14 protein-coding genes are annotated in these 16,734 nt (G+C 61.7%); 10 read left to right on the forward strand and 4 right to left on the reverse strand.

Going from position 1 to position 16,734, the window contains the following annotated elements; all coding sequences use genetic code 11:
• Positions 1-70: 70 nt before the first annotated feature.
• The 5 genes from NJC38_RS05505 (at position 71) to NJC38_RS05525 (ending at position 5,514) form a co-directional block, all read left to right on the forward strand.
• Positions 71-1,168, forward strand: a complete 1,098-nt coding sequence (locus NJC38_RS05505; RefSeq protein WP_253111970.1) for a polyamine ABC transporter substrate-binding protein — start codon at positions 71-73, stop codon at positions 1,166-1,168.
• Positions 1,169-1,441: 273 nt separating this feature from the next.
• Positions 1,442-2,536, forward strand: coding sequence for a polyamine ABC transporter substrate-binding protein (locus NJC38_RS05510; RefSeq protein WP_253111972.1), 1,095 nt, complete (start codon positions 1,442-1,444; stop codon positions 2,534-2,536).
• 55 nt (positions 2,537-2,591) lie between these two features.
• Entirely contained in the window at positions 2,592-3,734 is a 1,143-nt protein-coding gene (gene potA / locus NJC38_RS05515) for a polyamine ABC transporter ATP-binding protein (RefSeq protein WP_253111974.1), read from the forward strand.
• Between the two features lie 35 nt (positions 3,735-3,769).
• The gene (locus NJC38_RS05520; RefSeq protein WP_173426712.1) at positions 3,770-4,651 is read left to right on the forward strand and encodes an ABC transporter permease subunit; all 882 of its coding nucleotides are present in this window, start codon (positions 3,770-3,772) and stop codon (positions 4,649-4,651) included.
• The gene (locus tag NJC38_RS05525; RefSeq protein WP_045486058.1) at positions 4,648-5,514 is read left to right on the forward strand and encodes an ABC transporter permease subunit; all 867 of its coding nucleotides are present in this window, start codon (positions 4,648-4,650) and stop codon (positions 5,512-5,514) included. Before NJC38_RS05520 ends, NJC38_RS05525 begins: the two co-directional genes overlap by 4 nt.
• Here NJC38_RS05525 and NJC38_RS05530 read toward each other — a convergent pair whose 3' ends face one another.
• Complete coding sequence (locus NJC38_RS05530) at positions 5,515-6,453, reverse strand: LysR family transcriptional regulator (RefSeq protein WP_253111976.1); 939 nt, start codon at positions 6,451-6,453, stop codon at positions 5,515-5,517.
• Between the two features lie 105 nt (positions 6,454-6,558).
• Here NJC38_RS05530 and araD1 point away from each other — a divergent pair, with 105 nt between their 5' ends.
• Entirely contained in the window at positions 6,559-7,554 is a 996-nt protein-coding gene (gene araD1 / locus NJC38_RS05535) for an AraD1 family protein (protein WP_253111978.1), read from the forward strand.
• Between the two features lie 17 nt (positions 7,555-7,571).
• On the forward strand, positions 7,572-9,152 hold the full coding sequence (locus NJC38_RS05540; protein ID WP_253111981.1) for an aldehyde dehydrogenase (NADP(+)): 1,581 nt from the start codon (positions 7,572-7,574) through the stop codon (positions 9,150-9,152).
• A gap of 35 nt (positions 9,153-9,187) precedes the next feature.
• Here NJC38_RS05540 and NJC38_RS05545 read toward each other — a convergent pair whose 3' ends face one another.
• The 3 genes from NJC38_RS05545 to NJC38_RS05555 all read right to left on the reverse strand — a co-directional run bounded on the left by NJC38_RS05545 (position 9,188) and on the right by NJC38_RS05555 (position 13,173).
• Positions 9,188-10,579, reverse strand: coding sequence for an FAD-linked oxidase C-terminal domain-containing protein (locus tag NJC38_RS05545; RefSeq protein WP_253111991.1), 1,392 nt, complete (start codon positions 10,577-10,579; stop codon positions 9,188-9,190).
• Positions 10,580-10,639: 60 nt separating this feature from the next.
• Complete coding sequence (locus tag NJC38_RS05550; RefSeq protein ID WP_045486073.1) at positions 10,640-11,362, reverse strand: FadR/GntR family transcriptional regulator; 723 nt, start codon at positions 11,360-11,362, stop codon at positions 10,640-10,642.
• Between the two features lie 71 nt (positions 11,363-11,433).
• Positions 11,434-13,173, reverse strand: a complete 1,740-nt coding sequence (locus tag NJC38_RS05555) for an IlvD/Edd family dehydratase (protein WP_045486076.1) — start codon at positions 13,171-13,173, stop codon at positions 11,434-11,436.
• A gap of 208 nt (positions 13,174-13,381) precedes the next feature.
• On the opposite strand from NJC38_RS05555, the gene NJC38_RS05560 reads away from it, so the two are divergent.
• The 3 genes from NJC38_RS05560 to dmpG are packed head-to-tail and all read left to right on the forward strand — an operon-like array spanning position 13,382 to position 16,716.
• Positions 13,382-14,686, forward strand: coding sequence for an MFS transporter (locus NJC38_RS05560; protein ID WP_253111993.1), 1,305 nt, complete (start codon positions 13,382-13,384; stop codon positions 14,684-14,686).
• Between the two features lie 60 nt (positions 14,687-14,746).
• Positions 14,747-15,700 (forward strand): acetaldehyde dehydrogenase (acetylating), encoded by a 954-nt coding sequence (locus tag NJC38_RS05565; RefSeq protein WP_253111996.1) that lies wholly within the window; start codon positions 14,747-14,749, stop codon positions 15,698-15,700.
• On the forward strand, positions 15,697-16,716 hold the full coding sequence (gene dmpG / locus NJC38_RS05570; protein WP_253112007.1) for a 4-hydroxy-2-oxovalerate aldolase: 1,020 nt from the start codon (positions 15,697-15,699) through the stop codon (positions 16,714-16,716). Before NJC38_RS05565 ends, dmpG begins: the two co-directional genes overlap by 4 nt.
• The last annotated feature ends 18 nt before the right edge of the window (positions 16,717-16,734 follow it).

Below are 16,734 nucleotides of genomic sequence, written 5' to 3' on the forward strand. Positions count from 1 at the left end.
CTAATCTGCCAGACTAACGGCGCTGCCAGTCAGCCGTTCGGTTTAATAACGACAACTTGGAGCTGTATCCATGAAAACATTCGGCAAGACCCTTCTCGCCTTGTCCATGGCGGGCCTGATGACCGCGACCGTGCACGCTGACGATAAAGTGCTGCACGTTTATAACTGGTCCGATTACATTGCCCCGGACACCGTGGCCAAGTTCGAGAAAGAGTCGGGTATCAAAGTTGTCTACGATGTGTTCGACAGCAATGAAACCCTGGAGGCCAAACTGCTGGCAGGCAAGTCTGGCTACGATGTGGTCGTGCCAAGCAACAACTTCCTGGCCAAGCAGATCAAGGCCGGTGTCTATCAGGAACTGGACCGCTCCAAACTGCCGAACTGGAAAAACCTCGACCCGGCGCTGCTCAAGGCGGTTGGCGATGCCAGTGACCCGGGCAACAAGTTCGCCTTCCCGTACATGTGGGGCACCATCGGCATCGGCTACAACCCCGAGAAGGTCAAGGCGGCACTGGGCGTCGACAAGATCGACTCCTGGGACGTACTGCTCAAGCCCGAGAACATCGCCAAGCTCAAGAGCTGCGGTGTGAGTTTCCTCGACTCGCCTACCGAAATGATCCCGGTGGCCCTGCATTACCTGGGTTACCCGACCAACAGCGAAGACAAGAAACAGCTGGCCGAAGCTGAAGCACTGTGGCTGAAGATCCGTCCTTCTGTGGCTTACTTCCATTCGTCCAAGTACATCTCTGACCTGGCCAATGGCAACATCTGTGTGGCTGTCGGTTACTCCGGTGACCTGGAGCAGGCCAAGTCGCGCGCCCATGAAGCCGGTGACAAGGTCAAGCTGTCCTATGCCATTCCCAAAGAAGGTGCCGGTAGCTTCTATGACATGGTCGCCATCCCTAAAGATGCCGAAAATGTCGACGCGGCCTACAAATTCCTGAATTTCCTGCTGCAGCCGGAAGTCATGGCCGAGATCACCAACGAAGTACGCTTCCCGAACGGCAACAAAGCCGCGACGGCGCTGGTCGACAAGGAAATCTCCGGTGATCCGAGCATCTACCCGACCCAGGAAGTGACTGCCAAGCTGTATGCAATTGCTGATTTGCCAGCCGCCACCCAGCGGATCCTGACCCGCAGCTGGACCAAAATCAAATCGGGGAAATAAATCTGTAACAATTAGTGGGGATGCTGCGTGACCGTCTGTTGGCGCAGCATCTGCACTGCATGGGCGCGGCTTCGGCCGCGAACCATCGATTGATCGCAGGTGATGCACCTGCTGACTAGATTCTTTGCCGGGGCGCACAGGTTGCAGGGTGCGCACCGTTTTTCCTGGAGAGATCCGCCCCCTTCAAGGGGCCCTCTAAAAAGCAGGCGGCCAGCCAGCAGGCAGTTTTAGAGGCACCCCAAGGGCAGGCCCACTGTAAAAAGGACTGATGCTTTGTCTATTTCCATTCTGTTCAAGGCCGTACTGGCCGGAGCCGGGCTGACCCTGGCGCTGAGTGCCCACGCCGATTCGTCCGTTCGCGTTTACAACTGGTCGGATTACGTCGGTGAAACCACTCTGGCGGATTTCGAAAAAGCCACTGGCATCAAGCCGGTTTACGACGTGTTCGACTCCAACGAAACCCTCGAAGGCAAGTTGCTTGCCGGGCGCACCGGCTACGACGTCGTGGTGCCCAGCAACCATTTCCTGGGGAAACAGATCAAGGCCGGTGCCTTCCAGAAACTCGACAAGGCGTTGCTGCCCAATTACCAGAACCTCGACCCGGCACTGCTCAAGCGCCTGGAGAAAAACGATCCGGGCAACCAGTACGCCGTGCCTTACCTGTGGGGCACCAATGGCATCGGTTACAACGTCGAGAAGGTCAAAGAGGTGCTGGGTGTCGACAAAATCGACTCCTGGGCTGTGCTCTTTGAACCGGAGAACATCAAGAAGCTATCAAGCTGTGGTGTCGCCTTCCTTGATTCGGCCGACGAGATGATCCCGGCGGTGCTTAACTATCTGGGGCTGGACCCCAACAGCACCAAGGATGCCGATTACAAAAAGGCCGAGGCCAAGCTGCTGGAAGTGCGTCCTTATGTGACCTATTTCCATTCTTCCAAGTACATCTCCGACCTGGCCAATGGCAATGTCTGCGTGGCGGCCGGTTTCTCCGGCGACGTATTCCAGGCCCGCGACCGTGCCGAAGAGGCCGGCAAGGGCGTCAAGATTGCCTATAGCATCCCCAAAGAGGGTGCCAACCTGTGGTTCGACATGCTGGCCATCCCGGCTGACTCGAAAAACCTCAAAGAGGCCAGTGCGTTCATCAACTACATGCTCGACCCGCAAGTGATTGCCAAGGTCAGTGACCAGGTCGGTTACGCCAACCCCAATACCAAGGCTGGCGAGTTCATGGATCAGGACATCCGCAACAACCCGGCGGTCTATCCGCCGCAAGCCGTGCTGGACCGTTTGTTCGTAAATAGCGAGCTGCCCCCCAAGGTGCAGCGTCTGATGACCCGCAGCTGGACCAAGGTCAAGTCGGGCAAATAAAGAACCTGCCTCTGGCCCACAGCGCCAGAGGCATTATTTCCGGGAGTTTTTACCCATGGCAGTTGCCTCCGGCGCCCTAAACAATCCCCTCGAGACCGGTAAGCAGCCCAAAGAAGTATTGCTCAGGGTCGACAGGGTCACCAAAAAGTTCGACGAGACCGTGGCGGTGGACGATGTGTCCCTGCAGATCAACAAGGGCGAAATCTTTGCCCTGTTGGGCGGTTCCGGTTCGGGTAAATCCACCCTGTTACGCATGCTGGCCGGTTTCGAGCGCCCTACCGACGGGCGTATCTACCTTGATGGCGTCGACATCACCGACCTGCCGCCCTACGAGCGGCCGATCAACATGATGTTCCAGTCCTATGCGCTGTTCCCGCATATGACTGTGGCCGACAACATCGCCTTCGGCCTCAAGCAGGACAAACTGCCCAAGAACGAGATCGACCAGCGCGTGGCCGAGATGCTCAAGCTGGTGCACATGACCCAGTACGCCAAGCGCAAGCCGCACCAACTGTCCGGCGGCCAGCGTCAGCGCGTGGCGCTGGCCCGCTCGCTGGCCAAGAAGCCCAAGCTGCTGTTGCTCGACGAGCCGATGGGCGCCCTGGATAAAAAACTGCGGTCGCAGATGCAGCTTGAGCTGGTGGAAATCATCGAACGAGTGGGCGTGACCTGTGTGATGGTGACCCATGACCAGGAAGAAGCCATGACCATGGCTGCGCGCATCGCGATCATGCACCAGGGCTGGATTGCCCAGATCGGCAGCCCGATCGACGTCTATGAAACCCCTGTCAGCCGTCTGGTGTGTGAGTTCATCGGCAGCGTCAACCTGTTCGAAGGCGAAGCCGTCGAGGACATGGAAGGCTACGCGCTGGTGCGTACCCCTGATCTTGAGCGGCCGATCTATATCGGCCACGGGGTTAGCACCTCTGTGGAGGACAAGAGCCTCACCTATGCACTGCGTCCGGAAAAAGTGCTGATCGCCACCCAGCAGCCGACCACTGAATACAACTGGTCGAGCGGCAAGGTTCACGATATCGCCTACCTGGGCGGGCATTCGGTGTTCCATATCGAGCTGCCCGGCGGCAAGCGTGTGCAGGCCTTCGTGGCCAATGCCGAGCGCCAGAACGACCGGCCGACCTGGGGTGATCAGGTCTATATCTGGTGGGAAGACGACAGCGGCGTGGTACTGCGCTCATGAAAGCACGCAAGGTCAAGCGCCTGCTGCGGCGCATCATCCCCGACGGGCGGCAACTGGTCATTGGTGCGCCGTTTCTGTGGCTGTTCCTGTTTTTCGCCCTGCCGTTTCTGATCGTCCTGAAGATCAGTTTCGCTGAAGCCGACGTAGCGATCCCGCCGTATACCGAGATCTTCACCTACGCCGAAGAAAAGCTGCAGATCGTGCTCAGTTTCACCAGCTACACGATGCTGGCGGGCGACGATTTGTACCTGGCGGCTTATCTGGGTTCGCTGAAGACCGCGTTCTTCAGCACCTTGCTGTGCCTGCTGATTGGCTACCCCATGGCCTACGCCATCGCCAATGCCCGCAAGGACATCCAGACGGTGCTGTTGCTGTTGATCATGATGCCGACCTGGACTGCGATTCTGATCCGGGTCTACGCCTGGATGGGCATCCTCGGTAACAACGGCCTGCTCAACGGCTTCTTGATGTGGCTGGGCCTGATCGACGAGCCGTTGCAGATCCTCAATACCAACCTGGCGGTGTATATCGGCATCGTTTACTCCTACCTGCCGTTCATGATCCTGCCGCTCTACGCCAACCTGGTGAAGCACGATCACAGCCTGCTGGAGGCCGCCTCGGACCTCGGTTCGAGCACCTTCAACAGCTTTTGGAAAATCACCGTGCCGCTGTCGAAGAACGGCATCATTGCCGGCTGCATGCTGGTGTTCATCCCGGTGGTCGGTGAGTTTGTGATTCCTGAGCTGCTCGGTGGCCCGGAAACCCTGATGATCGGCAAGGTGCTGTGGCAGGAGTTCTTCAACAACCGTGACTGGCCGGTGGCTTCGGCGTTGGCGGTGATCATGCTGCTGGTGCTGATCGTGCCGATCATTCTGTTCAACCGCAGTCAGGCCAAGGAACTGGAGGGCAAGGCATGAGAGGCTTCAAGTTCTCCAATCTGATGCTGGTGGTGGGATTGCTGTTCATTTACCTGCCGATGCTGATCCTGGTGATCTACTCGTTCAACGAGTCGCGGCTGGTGACGGTGTGGGGCGGCTGGTCGGTCAAGTGGTACGTGGGGTTGCTGGACAACACCCAGTTGATGGGCTCGGTAATGCGCTCGCTGGAAGTGGCCTTCTACACCGCCATCGCGGCGGTGGCGCTGGGCACCATGGCCGCCTTTGTGCTGACCCGTATCTCGCGGTTTCGCGGCCGCACGGCGTTCGGTGGTCTGGTCACCGCGCCGCTGGTCATGCCTGAGGTGATTACCGGTCTGTCGCTGTTGCTGCTGTTCGTGGCCATGGCGCAACTGATCGGCTGGCCTGCCGAACGTGGCCTGCTGACCATCTGGATCGCCCACACCACGTTCTGTACTGCCTACGTGGCGGTGGTGGTGTCGGCGCGCCTGCGGGAGCTGGACCTGTCCATCGAGGAGGCCGCGATGGACCTTGGTGCGCGGCCGTGGAAGGTGTTCTTCCTGATCACCATCCCGATGATCGCCCCATCGCTGGCGGCCGGCGGCATGATGTCCTTCGCCCTGTCGCTGGACGACCTGGTGCTGGCCAGCTTCGTTTCCGGGCCTGGCTCGACCACCCTGCCGATGGAGGTTTTCTCTGCCGTGCGTCTGGGCGTGAAGCCGGAAATCAACGCCGTGGCCAGTCTGATTCTGTTGGCCGTGTCGCTGGCGACGTTCATGGTCTGGTACTTCACTCGTCAGGCCGAAGAGCGTCGCCGCAAGGCGATTCAACAGGCCATCGACGAGAGTCTGGATGCCTCGGTCAGCGAGCGGCGGCTGGCCTAGCTACACACCGTCGACGTTGCCAACACCCGCCTGCAATGCCTCGGTCAGTAATCTGGCCGGGGCCGACAGCGGTGTGTTGTGGCGGCTGACCAGCCAGAACGGTTCGCTGCGTGAACGCAGGGTCAGCGCCAAGGGCACCACGCCCATACCGCTGGCACTTTCAGCCACGGCCTTGGGCATCATCGCAACCAGTTGCCGGTCCTGTTGCAGCAGCATCAGGGTGGTGAAGGTGGACGCGGTTTCGATCGCAAACCGCGGAAACTCCAGCCCGGCCTCACTGAACTCCCGCTCCAGCACCAGCCGCATCGGCATGTTTGCCGGATAGACCACCCAGTTGTAATGCTGCAGCTCGTCGAGTGTCAGGCTGGCGGCAGCGGCCAGCGGGTGCAGCGGATTGGCAACCAGTTGCAACGCCTCCGGGGCCAGCGGCAGGCAGTCATAGGCTTGCGGGCGCTGACTGACGCTGGTTCGGCAGAGCGCCAGATCCAGGCGCCCCTGGTCAATCAGGCCCAGCAGCCGGGCGCTGGTGTCCTCGACCACTTCCACCGCCAGTTCCGGCTGCGCTTCACGCAGGCGCGCCAGGCTGCTGACCAGCAACGGGACTGCACCCATCACCGCGCCCACGGCAATCCGCCCACCCTGGCCCTGCAGAATGCCGATCAGTTCTTCACGCAGGTGGGCCATGTCGCTGTGGATCAGCCGGGCATAGCGGATCACACAGCGTCCCAGGTCGTTGGCTTCCAGACCCTGGCTGGTGCGGGTGAACAGCCGGGTGCCGAATGCCGACTCGATTTCGTTCAGCGCCGAGGTCGCACCGGGCTGGGTAATGGCCACGTACTCGGCGGCCTTGTGCAGCGAGCCGTGATCGTCCAGAGCGATCAGCAGACGCAGCTGCTTCAGGCGCAGCCGTGAGATCAGTGAGGTGAGCGGAGCGATCATGGGGATAAGTAAAGGTTATCGCTTAATCAGAGGCTCTCATTAGGCAGCCTGCTGGCAGATTCGTAAAGTGCGGCTTATCCACAGCAGAACAAGAAGGCCCATGCCATGCGACTGATCCAGTATGAAACCTCTGCCGGCCAACGCCATGTCGGCATCGTCGAGGGCGAACAGGTACACACCGTGCTGGCGACCCTCAGTACCCGGGAACTGGCCCTGGCGGCCATCAGCGCCGGTCACAGCCTGCAGGACGAAGTGCTCAAGCGCGGCAGCCAGCCCGGCCCGTTGTACCGCGACTTGCAGCAAGCCGGCCAGATACTGCCACCGCTGGATCATGAAGACCCGGCGCACTGCCTGGTCAGCGGCACCGGCCTGACTCATCTGGGCAGCGCGGATACCCGTGACAAGATGCACCAGAAAAAAGACCAGGACGAAGCGACGCTCACCGATACCGCGCGCATGTTCCGTTGGGGCGTAGAGGGCGGCAAGCCAGGTGCCGGCAAGGTCGGCGCGCAGCCGGAGTGGTTCTACAAAGGTGATGGTTCGATCGTGCTGCGCCCCGGTGCAAGCTTTCCACTGCCGACCTTCGCCGAAGACGTCGGTGAAGAGCCCGAGTTGGTTGGCCTGTACGTGATCGGCCCGGACAGCAAGCCTTATCGCCTTGGCTATGCGCTGGGCAACGAGCTGTCCGACCACGTACTGGAGCGTCGTAGCTACCTGTACCTGGCACACTCCAAGCTGCGCTTCTGCGCCTATGGTCCTGAGCTGCGCATCGGTGCCTTGCCAGCGCATCTGGCCGGTATCAGCCGCATTCACCGCGACGGCCAGGTGTTATGGGAAAAGGAATTTCTCAGTGGCGAAGAAAACATGTGCCACAGCCTGGAGAACCTTGAATACCACCACTTCAAATACCGCCAGTTCCTGCGTCCGGGCGATGTGCATGTGCATTTCTTCGGCACCGCAACCCTGTCGTTTGCCGACGCGGTGAGCGCGCGTCCCGGAGACACCTTCGAGATCGAAATCGCCGAGTTCGGCGCACCGCTGCGCACCGGTGTGGTTGTTGATGACGAGCCACTGGCTCCCGGCGCCGTCCAGGCGCTCTGAACACAAAGGAATCACGTATGACCAGCATCACGGGTTGGAACTACATCGGCGGTCAGCGCAGCGCGGAAGGCCAGACCACCTTGCAAAGCTTTGACGCCAGCACCGGGCAGGCCCTGCCTTATGCCTTTCATCAGGCCACCGAGGCCGAGGTCGATGCTGCGGCGCGGGCGGCGCAGGACGCCTATCCGGCGTTTCGCAGTTTGCCGGCGGCACGGCGGGCAGAGTTTCTTGAGGCCATCGCCGATGAGCTCGATGCCCTGGGTGAGCATTTCGTCGCGCTGGTGTGTCAGGAGACGGCATTGCCAGCGGCACGCATCCAGGCAGAGCGGGGCCGAACCAGCGGGCAGATGCGGCTGTTTGCCAAGGTGTTGCGCCGGGGTGACTTTTACGGCGCGCGTATTGATCGTGCCTTGCCTGAGCGCCAGCCTCTGCCGCGGCCGGACCTGCGCCAGTGGCGGATCGGTCTGGGACCGGTGGCGGTGTTTGGGGCCAGCAATTTTCCGCTGGCCTTCTCCACGGCCGGTGGCGATACCGCAGCGGCATTGGCCGCTGGCTGCCCGGTGGTATTCAAGGCCCACAGCGGGCACATGGGCACCGCCGAACAGGTGGCTGATGCGATCTTGCGTGCTGCGCGCCGCACTGACATGCCGACCGGTGTGTTCAATATGATCTTCGGCGGTGGCGTGGGGGCCTGGCTGGTGCAGCATCCGGCCATCCAGGCGGTCGGCTTTACCGGCTCGCTGGCCGGTGGCCGGGCCTTGTGCGACATCGCCGCCGCGCGCCCCCAGCCGATTCCGGTCTTCGCAGAGATGTCGAGTATCAATCCGGTGCTGCTGTTGCCTGAAGCCCTGCAGGTGCGGGGTGAGCGCATCGCCTCGGAGTTGAGCGCAGCGGTGGTCTTGGGCGCCGGGCAGTTCTGTACCAATCCCGGTCTGGTGATCGGCATACGCTCGGCGGCCTTTGATGCCTGGCTGCAGCACTTCACCCGATTGATGGGTGATCAGCCGGCACAGACCCTGCTCAATACCACAACCCTCAAGAGCTACTGTCACGGTCTTGAGCGGCTGCATGCGCATCCAGGTGTCAGCCATCTGGCCGGTGCCGCGCAGCAGGGCCAGCAGGCCCACGCCCAGGTGTTCAAGGCCGACGTCGCGCTGTTGATCAATGGCGATGAACTGTTGCAGGAAGAGGTGTTTGGCCCGACCACGGTGGTGGTCGAAGTCGCCGACCAGGCCGAACTGCTGCGTGCCTTGCACGGCTTGCGCGGCCAACTGACCGCGACCCTGATCGCCGAGCCGGCTGATCTGTGCAACCACACCGAACTCACCGGCCTGCTGGAGCACAAAGCCGGGCGGCTGCTGGTTAATGGTTATCCGACCGGGGTCGAGGTGTGTGACGCCATGGTGCATGGCGGTCCGTACCCGGCCACCTCCGACGCGCGTGGCAGCTCGGTGGGCAGCCTGGCCATCGATCGCTTCCTGCGTCCGGTGTGCTACCAGAACTACCCTGACGAATGGCTGCCCGATGCGCTCAAAAATGCCAACCCGCTGGGTATTGAGCGGCTGGTAGATGGGCTGCACAGCCGCGAGGCGCTGTAGCGGTAGGAGGGGCTTTAGCCCCGAAGGCTTCGCCGCTAAAGCGGCTCCTGCAGTGCCCGGAATATCTTGCCCGGATTCATCAGGCCCTGCGGGTCCAGGGCCTGTTTGATGGCGCGCATGCTGTCGATGGCCACCTCACCATGTTCCTGAAGGAGAAAGTCGATCTTGTGCAACCCCACACCATGTTCACCGGTGCAGGTGCCTCCGGCCTGCAACGCGCGGTGGACGATGGCGTGGTTGAGGCGTTCGGCCTCGATCAGTTCGGCCGGGTTATCCGGCGCCAGCAACATGCAGACGTGGAAATTGCCATCCCCTACATGGCCGAAGATCGGCGCCGGCAGGTAAGACTGGTTCAGGTCCTGTTCGGTGGCGACCACGCATTCGGCCAGTTTCGACAACGGTACACAGACATCCGTAGACAGCGCTCGGCAGCCCGGCTTGAGTTGCAGGAAGGCGAACAATGCATCGTGGCGGGCGCTCCATAGCCGGTTGCGGTCCTCCTGACGGGTCGCCCACTCGAAGTTCTGCCCGCCATTGCCCTGGGCCAGCCCCTGCACGGTTTCAGCCTGTTCAGCCACGCTGGCCTGATTGCCGTGGAACTCCAGAAACAGCGTCGGCGCTGCGCGCAGGTCGAGTTTCGCGTAGCGGTTAAGCGCCTCGATGGCCAGGCGGTCGACCAGTTCGGCACGGGCCACCGGCACGCCCATCTGGATGGTTTCGATCACGGTCTGCACCGCCCCGGCGACACTGTCGAAGCTGCATACCGCGGCGCTGATCGCCTCGGGTTGTGGGTGTAGTTTGAGGGTGATTTCGCTGATCACCCCCAGGGTGCCTTCGCTGCCGATCAGCAGCCGGGTGAGGTCGTAGCCGGCCGATGACTTCTTGGCCTGTGAGCCGGTGTGCATGACCCGACCGTCAGCCAGTACGGCCTTCAGGCCCAGTACGTTCTCGCGCATGGTGCCGTAGCGCACGGCGTTGGTGCCTGAGGCGCGGGTGGCGCACATACCGCCGATGCTGGCGTCGGCTCCCGGGTCGATGGGAAAGAACAGCCCGCTGGCGCGTAGATACTCGTTGAGGGTCTTGCGGGTAATCCCCGGTTGCACCGTGATGCTCATGTCTTCGGGGTTGAACGCCAGCACCTGGTTCATGGCCGACACATCCAGGCTCAGGCCGCCCTGCACGGCCAGCAGATGGCCTTCCAGGGATGAGCCGCTGCCATAAGGGATCACCGGCACCCGGTGGGCGTGGCACAGGCCGAGAATGGCGCTGATTTCTTCAACCGTATGGGCAAACGCCACGGCATCGGGGGGGATCGGGTCGTACAGGGATTCGTCGCGGCCGTGGTGTTCGCGAACGGCCGTGGCGGTGCTGAAACGCTCGCCGAGCAAACCGCTCAGCGCATCAATGAACGAGGCAGGCAAAGGCATGGCAGGCTCCGTGGGCATGGTGTCCGGTCGCCTGCCCGAGCATGACCCAGCTGCCTGACGCTATAGCGGCGTCAGGACGTTCATCACGGTATCGAGGGCGGCACGGGTGTCGTCGAGCTGGACCAGCGAGGCATAGCGGGCAGCCAGGGCATCGCGGTTCTTGATGGCGGTGAGGATGGCCTGGTGGCGGGGCAGGCTGAGTTCCTGAATGTTGGGACGCATGTTGGTCAGGTTGATCGACTCGCGCAGTGGCAACGACAGCATGTTGCACATGTAGGCCAGCAGGTCGTTGTGGGTGGCGTCGGCAATCGCCCGGTGAAAGTCCAGGTCTGGCTGGAGCATTTCTTCGCGGGTCTGTGCCGCCGCCATACGCTGGTAGGCGTCCTCGATCACGGCGATATCGGCATCGGTCGCCGTGGTTGCCGCCATGGCGGCAATCTCCGGTTCGAGAATCCGTCGTACCCCGGCCAGCGTGTTGAAGAACTCGCTGTGCGGGGTCGAGCGCATCAGCCAGAACAGTACGTCCGGGTCGAGCAGGTGCCACTCTGCACGCGGTCGTACCACGGTGCCGACACGAGGCCTGGAGAACACCAGGCCTTTGGCGGTCAGTACCCGGGTGGCCTCGCGCAGCACTGGCCGACTGACCTTGTATTCCTCGCACAGAGTAGCTTCCGGGGGCAGTTTTTCTTCGGGCTTGAAGCGGCCGGAAACGATATGCACACCCAGTTCCTGAACGATCTGCGCGTGCATGCTTTTGCGTGGCTTGGGGGTCTGGTAATCCATAAAGACGCAAGGACTCTGGCGAAATGCGCTGCATCATAACATCCCTCCAGAGCCCTTTCGGCTTCGTGCGGTCAGTGTGAGTGCCGCGGCACTTGCGAGCCACGGCAGCCGACCAGAAAGTCGAAGTCGCAACCCTGATCAGCCTGCATGACGTGATCGACATACAGCCGCGCATAGCCACTGGAGAAAATGTTCGCCGAGGTGTCGGGCTGCAGGTCGGCCAGGCGTCCTTGCAGTTGCTCGTCGCTGATGTCCAGATGCAGCCGGCCGCTGTGGCAGTCCAGCTCGATGAAATCACCATTGCGCACGGCCGCCAGCGGGCCACCGGCCGCCGCTTCCGGGGCGACGTGCAGAACCACAGTGCCGTAGGCGGTGCCGCTCATCCTGGCGTCGGAAATGCGCACCATGTCGGTCACGCCCTTGGCCAGGACCTTGGGCGGCAGGCCCATGTTGCCGACCTCGGCCATGCCCGGATAACCCCGTGGGCCGGCGTTTTTCAGCACCAGTACGCAGGTTTCGTCGACATCCAGGTCCGGGTCGGCGATGCGTGCCTTGTAGTCATCGAAGTTTTCGAACACCACAGCACGACCGCGATGTTGCATCAACGCCGGGGTGGCCGCTGACGGCTTGAGCACCGCACCGCGTGGCGCCAGATTGCCGCGCAGGATACACAGCCCGCCATCGGCCACCAGCGGGTTGTCGATGGGCCGAATCACTTCGTCGTTGTACTGCGGCGAAGCCTGGCAGTTGTTCCAGATGCTCTTGCCGTTGGCGGTCAGGGCGTGCGGGTTGGGTAGCAGACCGTTTTCACCCAGACGGCGGATCACCGCCGGCAGGCCGCCGGCATAGTAGAACTCTTCCATCAGGAAGCGCCCGGAAGGCTGCAGGTCGACCAGCGTCGGTGTACCACGACCGACCCGTGTCCAGTCGTCCAGCTCCAGCTCAACACCAATGCGTCCGGCGATGGCCTTGAGGTGAATCACCGCGTTGGTCGAACCGCCGATGGCGGCGTTGATGCGGATGGCGTTTTCAAAGGCCTCGCGGGTGAGGATTTTCGACAGGCGCAGGTCTTCGTGAACCATGTCGACGATGCGCATGCCCGACAGGTGTGCCAGCACGTAGCGGCGCGAGTCCACGGCCGGAATCGCCGCGTTGTGCGGCAGCGAAGTGCCGAGGGCTTCGGCCATGCAGGCCATGGTCGAGGCGGTGCCCATGGTGTTGCAGGTACCGGCCGAGCGCGACATGCCCGCTTCGGCCGAGAGGAACTCGTCGAGGCTGATCTGGCCGCCCTTGTAAGCCTCGTGCATCTGCCAGACCACTGTGCCCGAGCCAATGTCCTTGCCCTTGTGCTTGCCATTAAGCATTGGCCCGCCAGTGACGACGATGGCCGGCACATCGCAGCTGGCGGCTCCCATCAGGAGGGCCGGGGTGGTCTTGTCGCAGCCGGTGAGCAGCACCACCGCATCGACCGGGTTACCGCGGATGGCTTCTTCGACATCCATGCTGGCCAGGTTGCGGGTCAGCATGGCCGTGGGGCGCAGGTTGGACTCACCGCTGGAAAACACCGGGAACTCCACTGGAAACCCACCGGCCTCCAGCACGCCTTTTTTCACGTGCTCGGCGATCTTGCGAAAGTGTGCGTTGCAGGGGGTCAGCTCTGACCAGGTGTTGCAGATACCGATGATCGGCTTGCCCTGGAACTCGTGGTCCGGAATGCCCTGATTCTTCATCCAACTGCGGTACATGAAGCCGTTCTTGTCGGCAGTGCCGAACCATTGGGCGGAGCGCAGGGAGGGCTTTTTGTCGGTCATGATCGGCGAACTCTTATTGTATGACTATTTGGGTTTCGTGCTGAAAACATACACCATAAAAATCGCATTTCAAGTGGTTGTCAGCTAAATAGTCTTACTATATTGTTCGATTCATGGGGTTGATACGTCCTTGTCGATCGCTGGGCGGTTAATTAGTCAGATCAATCGCAGCCAACCTATCCATAACAAAAACAAGTGGAGAACAGCTATGAATCCGGAATCTCGGATCATTCGCAGGCTTACGCTCAGGTTGATTCCCTTCCTGATCCTGTTGTACCTGGTCGCCTTCATCGATCGCTCGGCGGTCGGCTTCGCCAAATTGCACATGAACGCCGATCTGGGCCTGAGCGACATGGCCTACGGGTTTGGCGCAGGTCTGTTTTTCATCGGTTATTTCATCTTTGAAGTGCCCAGCAACCTGCTGCTGGAGCGATTCGGAGCGCGGCGCTGGTTTGCCCGTATCCTGATCACTTGGGGGGCGATCACTGTGGGTATGGCGTTCGTCCAGGGGCCTTACAGTTTCTACCTGATGCGCTTTTTGCTGGGCGCGGCAGAAGCCGGGTTTTTTCCGGGCGTGCTGTACTACATCACCCGCTGGTTCCCGGTACGCAACCGCGGCAAGGTGCTGGGCTTTTTCATCCTGTCGCAGCCCATCGCGCTGATGGTCACCGGACCGTTATCGGGCTGGATCCTGGGTATGAACGGTATTCAAGGCCTTGCTGGCTGGCAGTGGCTGTTCATTATCATCGGTCTGCCGGCGATTGCCCTGGCCTGGCCGCCCCTGAAAATCCTCCCGGATACTCCCAAGGATGCCCGCTGGCTGGCTGAAGCCGATCGGCAGTGGTTGCAGGGTGAGCTGGAAAAAGACCGCATCGAGTACGGCCAGACCGAACACACCAACCCGCTACGTGCCCTGACCGACCGCCGGGTGCTGATCCTGGCCCTGCTGTACCTGCCCAGCACCCTGAGCACCTATGGCCTGGGCCTGTGGCTGCCAACCCTGGTGCATCAGTTCGGTGGCAGCGACCTGACCACCGGTTTCATCTCGGCGATTCCGTACATCTTCGGGGTCATCGGCCTGTTGCTGGTGCCGCGCAGTTCCGATCGGCTCAATGACCGCTACGGGCACCTCACCGTGCTGTACATCCTCGGTGCCACGGGCCTGTTCCTGAGTGCCTGGCTGAGCATGCCGGGCTGGCAACTGGCTGCCCTGTGCCTGACCGCATTCAGCCTGTTTTCGGTCACCGCCATCTTCTGGGTTCTGCCGGGCCGCTTCCTGTCCGGTGCCACCGCTGCGGCGGGCATCGCCCTGATCAACTCGTTCGGCAACCTGGGCGGCTACATCGGCCCATTCGGCATCGGTGCGCTCAAGGAGTACACCGGCACGCTGTCATCGGGGCTGTACTTCCTGGCAGCGGTGATGCTGACCGGTGTAGTCCTGACCTGGCTGGTTTACGCCCAGCTTGAAAAGAAAGCCGAGAAGCCTGCCGACGCGCTTGGCCAGACCACCTGACTTTCCCTCTTTACCTCTGCGGCGGGCCGCCATGCCCGCTGCCCTGGAGCAACCAAACCAATGACCAGAAAGCTTAAAGTCGCGATCGTCGGCTCGGGCAATATCGGCACCGACCTGATGATCAAGGTGCTGCGTAATGCCCGTTACCTGGAAATGGGCGCGATGGTCGGCATCGATCCGGCCTCCGATGGCCTGGCCCGTGCCGCACGTCTGGGGGTGGCGGTGACCCACGAAGGGGTCGAAGGCCTGACCCGTCTGGCGGTGTTCGACGAGATCGATTTTGTCTTCGATGCCACCTCGGCCGCGGCCCATGTGCGCAATGACGCCTTGTTGCGTGCGGTGAAACCCGGCATCCGCCTGATTGACCTGACCCCGGCGGCAATCGGTCCTTACTGCGTGCCGGTGGCCAACCTGGAACAGAACCTGGAGCAGTTGAACGTCAACATGGTGACCTGCGGTGGCCAGGCGACCATCCCCATGGTGGCGGCGGTGTCACGGGTTGCCAGGGTCCATTACGCCGAGATCGTCGCCTCTATTGCCAGTAAGTCAGCTGGCCCTGGAACTCGCGCCAACATTGATGAGTTCACCGAGACCACCTCGCGAGCCATTGAGGTCATCGGCGGGGCCGGCAAAGGCAAAGCGATCATCGTCATGAACCCGGCCGAGCCGCCGCCGATGATGCGCGACACGGTGTTCGTGTTGTCCGAGCGTGTCGATCAGGCGCTGATTGAAGCCTCGGTGACCGAGATGGTCGCTGCCGTGCAGGCGTATGTGCCCGGTTACCGCCTCAAGCAGCAGGTGCAGTTCGAGGTCATCCCGGTCGATGCGCCGTTGAACATTCCGGGGCTGGGCCGGTTCTCCGGGATCAAGACCTCGATCTTTCTGGAAGTCGAGGGCGCCGCCCATTACCTGCCGGCCTATGCGGGCAACCTCGACATCATGACGTCTGCCGCACTGGCGACCGCCGAGCGCATGGCGCAATCGATGCTGAACGCCGGAGGATCCTTGCAATGACTTTCAACCCCGAGAAAAAGCTGTATATCTCCGATGTGACGCTGCGCGATGGCAGCCATGCGGTGCGTCACCAGTACTCGATCCAGAACGTTCAGGACATCGCCCGGGCGCTGGACAAGGCCAGGGTCGACAGCATTGAAGTGGCCCATGGCGACGGCCTGCAGGGATCGAGCTTCAACTACGGCTTTGCCGCGCATTCCGATCTGGAGTGGATCGAAGCGGTGGCCGATGTGATCAGCCATGCGCGCATCACCACCTTGCTGCTGCCAGGCATCGGCACGGTGCACGACCTCAAGGCCGCTTATGATGCCGGTGCCCGCTCGGTGCGTATCGCGACCCATTGCACCGAGGCCGATGTCTCGAAGCAGCACATCGAGTTCGCCCGCTCGCTGGGCATGGACACTGTGGGCTTTTTGATGATGAGCCACATGATTGCGCCCGAGCGGCTGGCCGAGCAGGCGCGGCTGATGGAAAGCTACGGTGCGACGTGCGTGTACATGGCCGATTCTGGTGGTGCGATGAGCATGCAGGATGTGCGTGAGCGGTTGCGCGCGTTCAAGGCGGTGCTCAAGCCTGAAACCCAGACCGGCATGCATGCCCACCACAACCTCTCGCTGGGCGTGGCCAACTCCATCGTGGCGGTGGAAGAGGGCTGTGACCGCATTGATGCCAGCCTGGCCGGCATGGGCGCCGGGGCCGGCAATGCACCGCTGGAAGTGTTCATTGCCGCCGCCGACCGGCTCGGCTGGAACCATGGCACCGACCTCTACAGCCTGATGGACGCTGCCGACGATATTGTCCGGCCGCTGCAGGACCGGCCCGTGCGGGTCGACCGCGAATCTCTGGCGTTGGGCTATGCAGGGGTGTACTCCAGCTTCCTGCGCCACAGTGAGGCCGCTGCCGCCCGCTATGGCCTCAAAACTGTGGATATTCTGGTCGAGTTGGGCAAACGCGGCATGGTCGGCGGTCAGGAAGACATGATCGTCGATGTGGCACTGGATCTGTTGAATCGCTAGATATCGGTTGGCAACAGC

This window comes from Pseudomonas sp. 21LCFQ010 (assembly GCF_024129905.1).
In the GTDB taxonomy this organism is placed as follows: Bacteria; Pseudomonadota; Gammaproteobacteria; order Pseudomonadales; family Pseudomonadaceae; genus Aquipseudomonas.